This is a genomic window from Streptomyces nanshensis (assembly GCF_001751255.1).
GTDB lineage: Bacteria > Actinomycetota > Actinomycetes > Streptomycetales > Streptomycetaceae > Streptomyces > Streptomyces nanshensis_A.
In genome coordinates, this window is record NZ_LJGW01000327.1 from 1 (window position 1) to 14584 (window position 14584).

Annotated in this window: 12 protein-coding genes; 9 read left to right on the forward strand and 3 right to left on the reverse strand. The window is 72.5% G+C overall.

The genetic code is table 11. From position 1 onward, the window contains the following. The 3 genes from AN218_RS36810 to AN218_RS19305 all read left to right on the forward strand — a co-directional run. Nucleotides 1–663 (forward strand): hypothetical protein (locus AN218_RS36810; RefSeq protein WP_171908720.1); only part of this gene is annotated, 663 nt, incomplete at its 5' end. A gap of 96 nt (nucleotides 664–759) precedes the next feature. Then, nucleotides 760–1476 (forward strand): NADPH-dependent F420 reductase, encoded by a 717-nt coding sequence (gene npdG, locus AN218_RS19300; protein WP_070018144.1) that lies wholly within the window; start codon nucleotides 760–762, stop codon nucleotides 1474–1476. Nucleotides 1477–1661: 185 nt separating this feature from the next. Continuing rightward, nucleotides 1662–1934 (forward strand): hypothetical protein, encoded by a 273-nt coding sequence (locus AN218_RS19305; protein ID WP_070018145.1) that lies wholly within the window; start codon nucleotides 1662–1664, stop codon nucleotides 1932–1934. Here AN218_RS19305 and AN218_RS19310 read toward each other — a convergent pair. After that, entirely contained in the window at nucleotides 1918–2721 is an 804-nt protein-coding gene (locus AN218_RS19310; RefSeq protein WP_070018146.1) for a site-2 protease family protein, read from the reverse strand. The two genes, AN218_RS19305 and AN218_RS19310, sit on opposite strands and share 17 nt — an antisense overlap. Before the next feature lie 188 nt (nucleotides 2722–2909). Then, entirely contained in the window at nucleotides 2910–3803 is an 894-nt protein-coding gene (gene panB, locus AN218_RS19315; protein WP_070018147.1) for a 3-methyl-2-oxobutanoate hydroxymethyltransferase, read from the reverse strand. Nucleotides 3804–4036: 233 nt separating this feature from the next. Here panB and AN218_RS19320 point away from each other — a divergent pair, with 233 nt between their 5' ends. The 5 genes from AN218_RS19320 to AN218_RS19340 all read left to right on the forward strand — a co-directional run bounded on the left by AN218_RS19320 (nucleotide 4037) and on the right by AN218_RS19340 (nucleotide 11017). Further along, nucleotides 4037–5659, forward strand: coding sequence for an MFS transporter (locus tag AN218_RS19320; protein WP_070018148.1), 1623 nt, complete (start codon nucleotides 4037–4039; stop codon nucleotides 5657–5659). A 322-nt stretch (nucleotides 5660–5981) separates the two neighbouring features. Then, entirely contained in the window at nucleotides 5982–6605 is a 624-nt protein-coding gene (locus tag AN218_RS19325) for a TetR/AcrR family transcriptional regulator (protein WP_070018149.1), read from the forward strand. Between the two features lie 314 nt (nucleotides 6606–6919). Beyond that, nucleotides 6920–7864 carry an endonuclease/exonuclease/phosphatase family protein gene (locus AN218_RS19330; RefSeq protein ID WP_070018159.1) on the forward strand — a complete coding sequence of 315 codons (945 nt, stop codon included), beginning with the start codon at nucleotides 6920–6922 and terminating at the stop codon, nucleotides 7862–7864. A gap of 458 nt (nucleotides 7865–8322) precedes the next feature. After that, complete coding sequence (locus tag AN218_RS19335; protein WP_070018150.1) at nucleotides 8323–9546, forward strand: MFS transporter; 1224 nt, start codon at nucleotides 8323–8325, stop codon at nucleotides 9544–9546. A gap of 253 nt (nucleotides 9547–9799) precedes the next feature. Then, the gene (locus AN218_RS19340; RefSeq protein ID WP_070018151.1) at nucleotides 9800–11017 is read left to right on the forward strand and encodes a DUF6236 family protein; all 1218 of its coding nucleotides are present in this window, start codon (nucleotides 9800–9802) and stop codon (nucleotides 11015–11017) included. Between the two features lie 64 nt (nucleotides 11018–11081). Here AN218_RS19340 and AN218_RS19345 read toward each other — a convergent pair whose 3' ends face one another. After that, entirely contained in the window at nucleotides 11082–12842 is a 1761-nt protein-coding gene (locus AN218_RS19345) for an NAD+ synthase (RefSeq protein ID WP_070018160.1), read from the reverse strand. 262 nt (nucleotides 12843–13104) lie between these two features. Here AN218_RS19345 and AN218_RS19350 point away from each other — a divergent pair, with 262 nt between their 5' ends. Next, complete coding sequence (locus AN218_RS19350) at nucleotides 13105–14169, forward strand: helix-turn-helix domain-containing protein (RefSeq protein ID WP_070018152.1); 1065 nt, start codon at nucleotides 13105–13107, stop codon at nucleotides 14167–14169. The last annotated feature ends 415 nt before the right edge of the window (nucleotides 14170–14584 follow it).

Below are 14584 nucleotides of genomic sequence, written 5' to 3' on the forward strand. Positions count from 1 at the left end.
GCGAGCAGCGCGGCGGCACCGCGTCCGTCCGCAGGGGAGGCCGCAGGCGAGGCCGCCGAGGAGGCCGCGGGCGAGGTGCTGGGGGAGCGCACCGCGGCGGCGGTCCGCGCCGGGGATTCCCTCCCCACGGGCGTACACGGTCCGGTGGTCACACATCCCGTGCAGCCGCCGGTCGACTATCCGGCGGGCCAGGTCTGCGCGTTCGCGTCGCACGCCGACTTCCCCGTCGACGATATGACGGTGCGCACCTGGTACGACGAGGAGGACCGGCCGGTGTTCGCCACCGCGAGCGGCCCGCTGGTGATGGTCGTGACGAACCTCGCCGACGGCCGCACGGTCACCCGCGACATCTCGGGCTCGGGCACCATGACCTACCTCGACGACGGCTCCCGCATCCTCAGCGGCGGCGACTGGGGCGCGGGCTTCCACACCGCGGACCGGCCCGTGCACAACAAGTGGATCGTCAGCCGCGGTTCGATGTCCGTGCAGATCTCGGAGAAGGACGGGACGACGTCGCGGCGGCTGCTGGACCTTCAGGGCCCGTACGAGGACCTGTGCGAGACGCTCGGCCGCGAGGGCGGTGCCGGGCAGGACGCCGGGCGGGACGCCGGGCAGACGACTGAGCGCGGGGCGGCGGCTTCCCGCGCGGCGGCGGCCCGTTGAGGGACTCGCGCGGCGCTCGCCGCAGCACGGGCACGTGATCACCTTCACGGCTGGGACGGAGGCGCACCGGGGCCGCCGGGTGGCAGGATCCTGCGTATGACTTCCTCCGCTTCCGCCTCCGCGTCCTCGTCCCCCGCGCCCAGGAAGGACCCCTGGGATCTGCCCGACGTCTCGGACCTGACCGTCGGCGTGCTCGGCGGCACCGGCGACCAGGGCCGCGGTCTGGCCTACCGGTTCGCCAGGGCGGGCCAGCGGGTCGTCATCGGCTCGCGGGCCGCGGAGCGCGCCGAGCAGGCAGCGGCGGAGCTGGGCGCGGGCGTGGAGGGCGCGGACAACGCGGAGTGCGCGCGGCGTTCGGACATCGTGATCGTCGCCGTTCCCTGGGACGGCCACGCCAGGACGCTCGAATCGCTGCGCGAGGAGCTGCGCGGCAAGCTCGTCGTGGACTGCGTCAATCCGCTCGGCTTCGACAAGAAGGGCGCCTACGCGCTCCGTCCCGAGGAGGGCAGCGCCGCCCAGCAGGCCGCGGCGCTGCTGCCCGACTCCCGGGTGACGGCGGCCTTCCACCACCTCTCGGCCGTACTGCTCGCCGACGCCTCCGTCGAGAAGATCGACACCGATGTGATGGTGCTCGGCGAGGACCGCGAGGACTGCGCGGTCGTACAGGCGCTCGCGGGACGCGTCCCCGGCATGCGGGGCGTCTTCGCGGGGCGGCTGCGCAACGCGCACCAGGTGGAGTCGCTCGTGGCCAACCTGGTCTCCGTCAACCGCCGTTACAAGGTGCACGCGGGCATCCGGCTCACCGACATGTGAGGCGTACGCGGGGGCGGAAGGGAGCGGTCCGCGGAGCCTCCGGAGGCCGCCGCCGCGCGGCGGTGCGACGTGGGTGAGAATGGACGGCGGCCGGGCGCCGGGCCGGGTCCGTACGCGGGGCCGCGCGGGCACCCGCCCGAACCGACCGCACCGTCAGCAGCCGCCGTACGACTGGAGCCGCCGCCATGTCCGCCCCCGCCGCCTCCCTCCGCTCCGCCCGGGGGATCGCCCGCTGCACCGCCGTGCTGTGTGCGCTCGCCGTGACCGCGGCGGTGCTCTCCTTCGTCAAGGGGAGCTGGATCGTCGGCGTCGTGTGGGTGCTGCTGGCGGGGCTCGCGTCCAACATGGCCTGGTACTACGGGAGAAGGGCCCGCCGCATCGCCTCCGCCGCGCCCGCTCCGGGAGCGTCCGCCTCCGGGCCGTCCGCTCCCTCCCGGGGCGCTACGGCTGCGGAGTGACCGAGAGTTCGGGCTCGCCCTGCCAGAAGCGGAAGTAGTCGTAGCCGTAACTCACGTCCAGGTTCGTGACGTCGAACACGCTCATCACATGGTTGATCGCGTCCCAGAAGACGCCGTTGACGGCCGGGATCCACAGGAAGCCGAAGACCACCAGCAGTCCGAACGGTGCGAACGGCTCGGCCTGCCGGCGCGCGGCCGGTGACAGCCACGGCTCCAGCACCCCGTAGCCGTCGAGTCCGGGGACGGGCAGCAGATTGAGGATGGCCGCAGTGACCTGGAGCATCGCGAGGAACGCCAGCGCGTAGCGGAACGCGAAGGGCACCCGCCCCATGGCGTCCAGCCAGAACGGTGCCGTGAGCACCGCGGCGAACAGGGCGTTCGTGGCGGGCCCCGCCGCCGAGATGAGGCTGTGCTTCCAGCGGCCCCGGATCCGGCCGCGTTCGATGTAGACCGCGCCGCCGGGAAGCCCGATGCCGCCGAGGACGACGAAGACCACCGGCAGCACGATGCTCAGCATGGCGTGCGTGTACTTCAGCGGGTTGAGCGTGAGATAGCCCTTCGCGGCCACAGACGAGTCACCGCCGCGCAGCGCCGTCAGGGCGTGTGCGTACTCGTGCAGGCACAGCGAGACGACCCAGCCCGAGACGACGAAGAAGAAGACCGCGACACCGGTCACCTCGGCCAGGCCCGACCAGACCGCCCAGCCCGAGACAGCCATGATCGCGGCGATCCCGAGGAAGACCGGGCTGATGCGGTGGTGGTCGGGGTGGGTGGAGGCGCTGGTCATGGAGTCAGACCGTACCGGCACGGGCCGACCCCGGACCAACGCCCCTTGATTCCTCCCGTTTCCTCCCTGGCGGCCCGTCGGCTCCGCGGGCCGCGCCGCACCCGACGCCGCGGCCCGCGGAACGCGCCGCCTACGCGAAGCTGTACGTACGTCGGCCACTTACGCGAAGCCGTACGTACGCCCGCCGCCTACGCGAAGCTGTGGTGCTCCTCCGGGAACGCACCCGCGACCACGTCCTGCGCGAACGCCTTCGCCGCGTCCCCGAGCGTCTCGCGGAGCTGCGCGTACTGCTTGACGAAGCTGGGCACGCGCCCCGCCGTCATCCCCGCCATGTCCGTCCACACCAGCACCTGCGCATCGGTCTGCGCGCCGGCGCCGATGCCGATCGTCGGCACGTGCAGCGAGCGTGTGACCTCGGCGGCCAGCTCGGCCGGCACCGCCTCCAGCACCACCGCGAATGCCCCCGCGTCCTGTACGGACTTGGCGTCCCGCAGCAGTTGCTGCGCGGCCTCCTCGCCGCGGCCCTGCACCCGGTAGCCCATGGCGTGCACGGACTGCGGGGTGAGGCCGACATGCGCCATGACGGGGATGCCGGACTGCACCATCAACTCGATCTGGTGCCCCGAGCGTTCGCCGCCCTCCAGCTTCACCGCGCCCGCGCCCGCCTCCTTCACGAGCCGGGTGGCGCTGCGCAGCGCCTGCACGGGGCCCTCCTGGTACGTGCCGAAGGGCAGGTCCGCCACGATCAGGGCCCGCTTGCTGCCCCGTACGACCGCGGCCGTGAGCATGGTCATCTCGTCCAGGGTGACCGGCACGGTGGTCTCGTAGCCCAGGTGGCAGTTGCCCATCGAGTCGCCGACGAGCATCACGGGGATGCCCGCCTCGTCGAAGACGGAGGCCGTCATGGCGTCGTAGGCGGTGAGCATCGGCCAGCGCTCACCCCGCTCCTTCGCGGCGCCCAGATCGCGGACGGTGACGCGGCGGTTGCGTACGCCGCCGTAGAGGGCGGCGGGCTGCTTCTTGGACGGTCCGTTCCCGGACGGCTCTCCCGGGGCACGGCCCTGCTGCTGCGCATCAGACATGGCTGAACGCTCCTGTGTGTTGTCGTCTCGAGGCGCCCTGACGGCGTCCCCGGATACGCGTCCATGCTGGCACGCCGCGCGGGGCGAAGGAAGGGACGGGCGGGCGGGCGGCACGGGCAGGCGCCACGGGTGGGGCCTGCCACCTGCGAGCCGTGCCACCGGACACCGGGGCCATCGGCCACCACAATCCGATACGAGACGGGACCGTATCGGAATGGGATAGGGTGTCGGCCATGAGTGCTCCCCCTTCCGAGACGGCGCACGGGACCGTGCCCGAGAACGTGTACCGCCGCCGCTGGGTGATCCTCGGCGCCCTGATGCTCAGCCTGCTCATCGTCGTACTGGACAACTCGATCCTGAACGTCGCGATGAAGACCATCGCCCAGCCCGCGCCGACCGGACTCGGCGCCGGCCAGAGCGAGTTGGAGTGGTCGGTCAACTCCTACACGCTCGTCTTCGCCGGACTCCTCTTCACCGCCGGGCTGTTGGGCGACCGCCTCGGGCGCCGGCGCGTGCTGCTCTTCGGGCTCGCGGTCTTCGGAGCGGGCTCGGTCTGCGCGGCCCTCGCCACCTCGCCGGGCCAACTCGTCGCGTTCCGCGCAGTGATGGGACTGGGCGGCGCCTTCGTCATGCCGGCCACGCTGGCGATCCTGATGAACGTCTTCGAGCGGGACGAGCAGCCCAAGGCCATCGGCATCTGGGCGGGCGGCGTCGGCCTGGGCATAGCCATCGGCCCCGTCACCGGCGGAGTGCTGCTGGAGCACTTCTGGTGGGGATCGGTCTTCCTGGTCAACGTGCCGATCGTGCTCGTCGCGCTCGCCGCGATGGTGCTGCTCGTCCCCGAGTCCCGCGATCCGCGGCCCGGACGGCTGGACCCGCCGGGCGTCCTGCTGTCCATCGCCGGACTGGTGCTGCTGGTCTACGGGATCATCAAGGGCGGGCAGCTCGCCGACTTCACCGACCCCGAGGTGCTGCTCACCGGGGGCGGCGGCCTGGCCGTCCTGGTCGTCTTCGTACTCCACGAGCGGCGCAGCGACCATCCGGCCATCGACGTCTCGTACTTCAGAAACCCCGCCTTCTCCGCGGCCGTCGCCGCCATCGCCCTCGTCTTCTTCGCGTTGATGGGCGTGACCTTCTTCGCCGTCTTCTACATGCAGAGCGTGCGCGGCTTCACGGCCCTGGAGGCCGGGCTGCTGATGGTGCCGCTGGCCGTCTCGCAGCTCATCTTCGCGCCGCGTGCCCGGCTGGCCGTCGACCGGTTCGGCGCCAAGGCGGTCTGCGCGACGGGGATGACGGGCATCGCGGCGGGCATGGCCGCCTTCCTGCTCTTCGGCCGTACGACGCCGATCTGGGCGCTGGAGGTCGTCTTCTTCGTACAGGGCACGGCGATGGCGCACATCATGCCGCCCGCCACGGTCTCGATCATGCAGTCGCTGCCGCGGGAGAAGGCAGGCTCGGGGTCGGCCGTGAACAACACCTTCCGGCAGGTCGGCGGCGCCATGGGCGTCGCGGTGCTCGGGTCGCTGCTCTCCGCGCGCTACCGCGAGGGCATCGAGGGGCACCTGCGGTCGCTGCCGCTGCCGGAGGGCGTACGGCACGCGGCGGGGGAGTCGATCGAGGGGACGCTCGCGCTGGCGTCCCGACTGGGGCCCGCGGGGCGGCAGTTGGTGGACCCGGCCAAGGACGCCTTCATCGGGGCGATGCACGTCACCGTCCTCGGTTCGGCGGCCGTCGCGCTGCTGGGGGCGGTGGTGGTGGCCGTATGGCTGCCGGGCAGACCGCGTACGGAGGGGACGCACGGACAGCCGCCGGAGCCGGAGGACGCGGCGAAACCACCGGTGGGCGCCGGTCGTTGACGGGGGACGGGATCGGTACGGGCCTCGGTTCCGTACGGGTTCCGTGCGGGTTCCGGTTCCGGTTCCGTACCGGTACGGGTGACGGCTGCGCCGCCGCTCTCGCGTACGGCCGGTACACGTCCCGGTCCGTGACAGAATCGGGCAACCCGGCCGGGTCGTGCCAACACGCCCTCGGCCGCGGCCTGTTGACCCGTCCGCACGGCTCACGGCGCCCGCCTTCGCAGCCCGTACGCCCGTGCCGCCGCGGCAGGCGCACTGCCGCAGCCCCCGAGGAACCGGAAAAACCCGAGGAACCCGAGGAACCCGAGAAAGGAGCACCCCGATGAACCCCACGCCGCCGGCGGATGCGGACGCCGCGCCCCCGCGGCGGGGCCGCCCGCGTAGCGAGGCGGCGGAACGGGCCATCATCGAGGGCGTGCTCCGGCTGCTGGAAGAGGGCACGTCGATCGACGCCCTGTCCATCGAACGGGTCGCGCGCGTCGCCGGCGTCGGCAAGGCGACGGTCTACCGGCGCTGGCCCGGCGGCAAGGACGAACTGCTGCTGGCCGTCGTGGACGCGCTGGAGGAGCCCCCGGCCGAGCCCGCCGGTGCGTCCGTACGGGACGACCTCGTGGCGCTTCTGGAGTGGCACCGGCGCGTGGGTCTGGCCAAGCGCCAGTCCGCCGTGCTGCGCACCATGACGAGCCATGTGAAGACCCACCCCGAACTGTGGCGTCAGTACCACGACAACGTGATCGAGGCCCGCCGTGAGCGGCTGCACGGAGTGCTGCGGCGCGGCGTCGCCGACGGCGAGCTGCGCGACGACCTCGATCTGCGCCTGCTCGGCGAGCTGTTCACGGGTCCGATGCTGATCCGCACCGTGCTGCACGAGAGCCACGACCTCCCGGCCGGGCTGGCCGAGCAGATCGTCGACTCCGTACTGGACGGGGTGCGCGCCAGGCCCTGAGCCCGGCGGCCCGAGTGCGTGTTCCGTCACAGCGCCCGCCGGGTGCCGCGCTTCCGGAACCTCACCTGCCCGGGTGTTCGTCCTGCACGTCACGAGGAGGCCGCCAGACCGCCCCGGCAGCGGCACGCGCGCCCCGTACGGCACGTTCCTCGACGGGAATTACCCGTTCCGCATCACCTATCGTTCGACCAGCACCGGCAAGCAAGTGAGGACAGTGGATGGCACGCGCGTACATGGCGGAGGCCGCGAAGACTTCGGGCGAGTGGGACGGGTCCGGTTCCCGCACCGGCCGGGACGGCAGCCGTGTGCCCCGGATGTTCGCCGGATGGGGCGGCCGGGACGTCTGGTGGCGCGGCTGGATGCTCGCGACGCTCGCCGTGCTGCTCGGCGCCGCGCTCTTCTTCCACTCCGAGATCCCCAACGCCGTGGGCAACCTCGGCTCGCTGTGGGAGACGTTCCTGCCGTGGGGCGGCGTGCTGATTCCCGTACTGGCGGTGCTCGCGGTGCTGCGGCGCTCCGTCCTCGCACTGGTGGCGCTGCTGGTGCCGGCGCTGGTGTGGCTGAACCTCTTCGGCGGCCAGTTCACCACCAAGTCCGGTACGGGCGGCGATCTGACGGTGGTGACGCACAACGTCAACGCGGGCAACCCCGACCCCGCCGGCACCGCGCGTGAACTCGCCGGCTCCGGCGCGGACATCGTGGCGCTGGAGGAGGTCTCGGGCGGCCAGGCCGCGCAGTACGACAAGGGTCTGGCGGGCGCGTACCGCTACCACAAGCGCGTCGGCACGGTCGGGGTGTGGAGCAAGTACCCGATGCGGGACGCCCGGACGATCGACATCAAGATGGGCTGGCCGCGGGCGATGCGCGCCACGGTCGCCACACCGAAGGGCGACGTCGCCGTGTACGCGGCCCACCTGCCGTCCGTACGGCTCCAGTTCGCCTCCGGCTTCACCGCCGGGCAGCGCGACGGCAGCGCCGAGGCGCTCGGCAGGGCCATAGCGGAGGACCGTACGGGCAAGGCCGTGCTGCTCGGCGACCTCAACGGCACCATGAACGACCGCGCGCTCGCGCCCGTCACCTCCCAGATGCGCTCGACGCAGGGCGCGGCGGGGGACGGTCCGGGCTTCAGCTGGCCCGCGTCGTTCCCGACGACGCGGATCGACCAGATCATGGTCAAGGGGATGGAGCCCGTCTCCTCCTGGTCGCTGCCCTCGACCGGGAGCGACCATCTGCCCGTCGCCGCGTCGGTGAACTTCTAGCGGACAGCGGACAGCGGACAGGGGACAGCCCGCCGACTGCCGGGCGGGCGCGGTGAGTTGGGCCGTGCCGGCCCCACCGGCCCCACCGGCGGCCGTCGCCGTGTGCGCGGACGGCGCACTCTGAACCGCGGCTTGGCGCCCCGGCGTTGTGCCTCCGTACCGCCGCCCCGTTACCGCCGCCCCGTACCGCAGCCCCGGGAGAGCGCCCCGCCTCCCGCCGTCCCCGGGGGTGCGTGGCGCGGATCACGCCGTTTCCGGCCCGATGTTGCACGCCTGAAACACAGATCGGGTGCAGGCACCGGCAGGCGTCTGAGAGACTTTGTTCAGTGTGAGAACATATTAATCCGTGCCTGTGCGCCACCGGCCCCATGAGGCTTCCGCGCACGCCGAGCACACATATCCCCTTGTGAATCTCTTGCAGACGCCTTGCCCGACCCTGCCTTGAAAGGTTTCCGCCCATGCCCCTGGCCTTGCTCGCCCTCGCGATCAGCGCCTTCGGAATCGGCACGACCGAGTTCGTGATGATGGGCCTGCTGCCCAACGTCGCGGGCGACATGGGGACTTCAGTGCCCACCGCCGGATATCTCGTCTCCGCCTACGCCATCGGCGTCGTCATAGGCGCGCCCCTGCTCACCGCCGTCGGCACCCGCGTCCCGCGCAAGCGGATGCTCGTGCTGCTCATGGGCCTCTTCACCGTCGGCAACCTCGCCTCCGCGCTCGCACCCGGCTACGGCACGCTGCTCGCCGGGCGTGTGCTGTCCGGGCTGCCGCACGGAGCCTTCTTCGGCGTGGGGGCCGTCGTGGCCGCCCGCCTCGTCACCGAGAACCGGCGGGCACGTGCCGTCGCCACGATGTTCCTGGGCCTGACCGTGGCCAACATCGTCGGCGTCCCGGCCGGCACCGCCGTCGGCCAGGCGCTCGGCTGGCGCGCCACGTTCCTCGTCGTCAGCGCCATCGGGCTGGTCTCCATGGTCAGCCTGGCCGCGCTCGTGCCGCACCTGCCGCCGGAGCACCAGCACGGCGTGCGCCACGAGGTCCGCGCGCTCGGCAACCGTCAGGTCGTACTCGGCCTGCTCACCGCGGTGTTCGGCTTCGGCGGCGTCTTCGCCGTCTACAGCTACCTCGCCTCGATCATGACGGAGGTCACCGGCCTCGCCGAGTCGTCCGTCACGGTGGTGCTCGCGCTCTTCGGCATCGGCATGACCCTGGGCGCGCTGGCCGCGGGCCCGCTCACGGACCGCGCGCTGCGGCCCACCCTGTACGGAGGGCTGGGCTCGCTCGCCGCGGCGATGCTCGTCTTCCACGCCGTCGTCGACGTCAAGTGGGCGGCCATGGCGATGGTCGTGGTGCTCGGCGGACTCGGCTTCATGACGACGACGCCGCTCCAGATGCTGATCATGCAGAACGCCCGCCACGCCCCGACGCTGGCCTCGGCCGGCAACCAGTCCGCGTTCAACCTCGCGAACGCGGGCGGCGCCTGGCTCGGCGGTGTCGTCATCGCGGCCGGCTGGGGCTGGCGCGCGCCGATGCTCGTCGGGGTCGCGCTGGCGCTGGCGGGGCTCGCCCTCGCCGTGCTGGCCGGGGTGCTGGACCGCGGTACGCGGATCTCGCGCTCGCGCATCGTCGCCCGCGGCATCCCCCGGCTGCGCCGGGCGCGGGCCACGGAGAGCGTCCCCGGCTGACGGTGACCGTGACGGCGTACGTCCCGGGCTGAGCGCCCGGCGGCCCTCGGGGGCGGTGGAGGGAAGACCCTCCGCCGCCCCTTCGCCGTACGTTTCCGCCGTACGTGCCGGAGGGTGAACTCCTCTGCGGACGCGGCGGGTTGGGCGCGGGGCGCCGGGTGCGGTCCGTGGGAGACCCGTCCGTACGTCCCCGGGTGCGCGGGACACAATGGCTCCGCGACCAGGGGGAGACGAGGGGGAGGGGCCGGGGGACATGGGCGATCTCGCGCTGTACTACCCGCACTTGTGGGTGCGGGACGAGGCATGGCTGAAGGCGGCCCTGCTGTACTGGCCCCGGCTCGCCCGCATGGTGCCCGGGGCGGACCGGGGCACGGGCCGCCCGTACGCCGGGAGCACCGGAGACGGGCTCTCGCCGGAGGAGACCGCGGCACGGCTGCGGGATGAGGGGTTCCTGCTGGACCTGGCCGTGGACGACGTCGGCGACGAGGTGGCCCACGAGTTCCTGCGGCTCCTCGACGACCACGGCGAGGAGCTGCAACGCCGTTACGGCATCGAGGAGTTGGCCCGCTACCGGGGCGCGGGGAGAGCGCCGCGGGAGCCCGCCGCGCAGGCCCGTGAGCAGTACATCGGCTGGATGCGGGAGAAGAAGCTGCGCTGGTCCCTCATGCGGCGGCTGGAGGAGGCCGGACTCGCGCTGCGGCGGCCGGGCACGGTCGGAATGCATCCCCGGTTCGCCGCCGCGTATCTGTGCGCCGTGGCCGACCGGTTGGCGCAACGGAACGCGCTGTGCGCCGTCACCGACGAGCCGGAGCTGCACGCCGCCCTCAGCGGCTGGACGCCCGGCACGCTCGCCCAAGTCCTCCTGGACGACCCGGAGTCGACGCTCGCCGGCACCTCCGGGGCCCCGGCCGTCCCGGTGGAGGAAGTGGGACGGCTGTTCACCGTCGTCGCCTTCACCGTCGTACTCCCCGACCGCCTGGAGGATGTGCCGCTGGAGCGGATCCTCGCGGCACGGCGCCGGCTCGGGCCCGAACTGTACGCGTACCGGCGGCACTTGGAGACCTTCGCCGAACGCTTCGCCGAGGTCGCGGCGGTGCGGGACCCGGCGATGCTGCGCGAGCATCTGGAGGTGACGGTACGCGGCGAGATCGAGCCGCGGGTCGACGAACTCTCCCGGAAACTCCGCCTCTTGGGCCTCCAGCCGGTGCGGAAGGTGCTCGGCATGAAGGCGCTCGCCCCCGCCGCGGTGATGGCGGCCGTGTCCGCGTCGTCCGGGCTGCCCGCCGTCGTCTCGGCCTCCGGCGCCGTCGCGGCGTGCCTCGCCGGAGCGGCGGTCGACGCACGGCAGCAGGCCCGCGAGGCGGCGGCCGCCTCGCCGGCGACCTATCTGGTCGGGCTGCGGGACGCGCTCTCGCCGCGCGGTGCCGTGTCGGTGACACGCGCGCTGCTGCGCCGGCCGGCAGGCCGGTAGAGCCGGACCGCCTTACGTCCTCAACGCCGCGCGCCCGCCCCGCCGTTCACGTCCGTCCGCGGGCTCACCCCGCGGCGCCCTCCCGCCAGCGGTTGGTGATGGGCAGCCGGCGGTCCTTGCCGAAGCCCTTCGCGGAGATCTTCGTGCCCGGCGGGTACTGGCGGCGCTTGTACTCGGCGGCGTCCGTCATCCGCAGCACCCTGCCCACGACCTCCGGGTCGAAGCCCCGCTCGATGATGCCCTCGCGGCCCACGTCCCCGTCCACGTACAGCTTCAGGATGCGGTCGAGCACGTCGTAGTCGGGCAGGGAGTCGGTGTCCACCTGGCCGGGCCGCAGCTCCGCGCTCGGCGGCTTGGCGATGCTGTGCTCCGGGATGGGCGGGGTCTCGCCGCGTTCGGCGGCGACGCGGTTGCGCCACTTCGCCAGCCGGAAGACGTTCGTCTTGTAGACGTCCTTGATCGGTCCGTACGCGCCGACCGAGTCCCCGTAAAGCGTCGAATAGCCGCACGCCAGCTCGGACTTGTTGCCCGGCGCGAGCACGATGTGGCCCTCCTGGTTGGAGATGCCCATCAGCGTGACGCCGCGCAGCCGCGACTGGAGGTTCTCCTCGGCGACGCCGGTGAGGTCGAGGCCGTCCAGGAAGGCGTCGAACATCGGACCGATGGGCACCGTACGGAAGTTGAGCCCGGTGCGGCGCGCCATCTCCGCCGCGTCGTCCTTGGAGTGCTGCGAGGAGTAGCGCGAGGGCATCGAGACGGCGTGCACGTTCTCGGGCCCCAGCGCGTCGCACGCGAGGGCGGCGCACAGCGCGGAGTCGATGCCGCCGGAGAGGCCGATGAGCACGGAGCGGAAGCCGTTCTTGACGGCGTAGGCGCGCAGGCCCGTCACGAGCGCCGTGTAGATCTCCTCGTCGTCCTCCATGCGCGGCGCCCGGCTGCCCATGGCCTCCGGCGCGTACGCGGGCAGCGGCTCCTCGGACAGCACGACGTGCTCGACGGTGAGCGCGTCGTCGACCGTCCCGGAGGGCGGCTTGGCCGCCGCGGCCGGCAGCTCCAGGTCCAGCACGAGGCAGCACTCCTCGAACTGCGGTGCACGCGCGACGACTTCGCCCTCCGCGTCCACGACGATCGAGTCGCCGTCGAAGACCAGCTCGTCCTGTCCGCCCATCATGGCCAGATACGCCGTGGTGCAGCCGGCCTCACGGGCACGCCTGCGCACCAGTTCCAGACGGGTGTCGTGCTTGTCCCGCTCGTACGGGGAGGCGTTGACGGAGAGCAGCAGCCCCGCACCGGCGCTGCGCGCGGCGGGCACCCGGCCGCCGTTCTGCCACAGGTCCTCGCAGATGGCGAGCGCGACGTCGACGCCGTGGACGCGGACGACGGGCAGCGTGTGACCCGGCACGAAGTAGCGGAACTCGTCGAAGACGCCGTAGTTGGGCAGATGGTGCTTGGCGAAGGCCAGCGCCACCTCGCCCCGGTGCAGCACCGCCGCCGCGTTGCGCGGCGCCCCGGCCGGGCTGCCGAGCGCGGCACCGGCGTCCTCGGCGCGGTCGAGATAGCCCACGACGACGGGGACCTCGCCCAGGTCCTCGTCCGCCAGCCGCCGCGCGAGCGAGCGCAGGGCGGCACGGCTGGCCCGTACGAACGAGCCGCGCAGCGCCAGGTCTTCGACCGGGTAGCCGGTCAGCATCATCTCGGGGAACGCCACGAGGTGCGCCCCCTGCCCGGCCGCGTGGCGGGTCCACCGCAGGACCGCCTCGGCGTTGCCTTCGAGGTCGCCGACGGTCGAGTCGATCTGGTTCAGGGCGAGACGTAGTTGAGGCACGCGGCCCACTGTAATCGTCCGACTGACGACACCGTGAGCCGTGCACCGTGGGTGAGGGGGCGGGTGGAAACCGCTGCTCCGGGCGGTACGCGGCGATGTTCGTCACGCCGCATTCACTCAAGCTTCACAACTGTATCCAGCACGTAGCTACCCCTACACGAGGGTATCCGCAGGATTTCGATACCTGGTGTACTGGATTCGGTGCCCGGCTGGCGGGCATCGGTCAGTGACGTGAACTCGCCACCGCACAGGGGGGAACTCCATGCTGGAGTCGCTCGGGCTCGAACCCGTTCAGCAGCAGGCGTACGAAGCGCTTGTCGACGGTGCGGTCACCGTCGCGGAGCTGCGTACGGCGCTGGGCCTGAGCGCCGCGAGAGTGCGTGAAACCCTCGCCGCCCTGGAGAAGTTGGGCCTGGTCGGGCGGTATCCGGGGGAGCGCCGCGGAGAGGAGCGGTTCCTGCCCGTCGCGCCCGAGGTGGCCTTCGAGTCGCTGCTGCTGGCGCGCGAGGAGGCCATCCACCGCACCCGCCGCCACATACAGCTCCTGGCCACCCGCTTCCGCGCCAACGCCACCGCCCGCGACCCCGTCGACCTGGTCGAGATCGTCACCGGCCGCGCCGCCGTCATCCAGCAGGTCGACCAGCTCCAGCACAGCGCCACCCGGGAGATCCGCGGCATCGACCGGCCCCCGTACGCCAACAGCGACCCGGACCGGCTCGACCCCAAGACCGGCATGATGCCGGTGCAGGCCAAGACGATGGGCCGCGGCATCGGCTACCGCGTCATCTACGACACCCACGGCCTGGAGACCTTCCACCGCATCGACACCGACATCGAGGCGTGCGCCGAACTCGGCGAAGAGGCACGGGTGATGGCCGACACCCCGACGAAACTGCTGGTCGCGGACGACAGGGTGGCGCTGATCCCGCTGCGCTCCGCGCCGCACGAGATGGCCAGCAGCGTCGTCGTGCACCCCTCCGGACTGCTGGACGCGCTCTGCGAGTTCTTCGAGGTGCTGTGGGCCCGTGCGCTGCCGCTCTCGGCGTATCTGGCCGGACGTCCCAACGGCGCGGGCGACGCTCCCACTCCGGACGAGGCACGGCTGCTGGCGCTGCTGACGACGGGCCTGACGGACCAGGTCATGGCCCGTCAACTCGGCGTCAGCTACCGCACGTTCCAGCGGCGGCTGAGCGGCCTGATGGAGCGCCTCGGCGCCGGTACGCGCTTCCAGCTCGGCATGCGCGCGGCCAGCCTGGGCTGGGTCTCGCAGCCGGCGGACGGGACGGTGCGCATCGGTCCCGGTCCCGGCGCGGGGGAGCGCGCCTGAGAGGCCGTCGAGGCCGAAGTGAGGCCGCTGCGGGGGGACTTCCGCGAACGTCGCGGAGCGGCGTACGAGGGGGCTTCACGGGGGTGTCCGACCCGCGAAGTACGCGCCATAAGATGCCGATTGGCACACTCACCGGTAACTCTTGTTCTCCCAGCGGCCGGTGTGCGAACTTCAGTGGCGTGAGGTCGCCGGGCAGGACGGCTCACGACTCACGACCACACGGCCGGTCACCACCGAGGCGCTCCGGCCAGGCAACACCCAGCCGCGGTCCGGTATCCCCCACTACCGGACCGCGGCTTCCTCTTTTAGGGGCTTCCGCTGCACCGGCCGGGACCCCTGCCTCACGGGCTCCGGTTCGCGGTCCCCGCCGCGCCCGCCGAGGGTCCGTCCCGGCCCCGTCCCCCCCCCGTCCCCG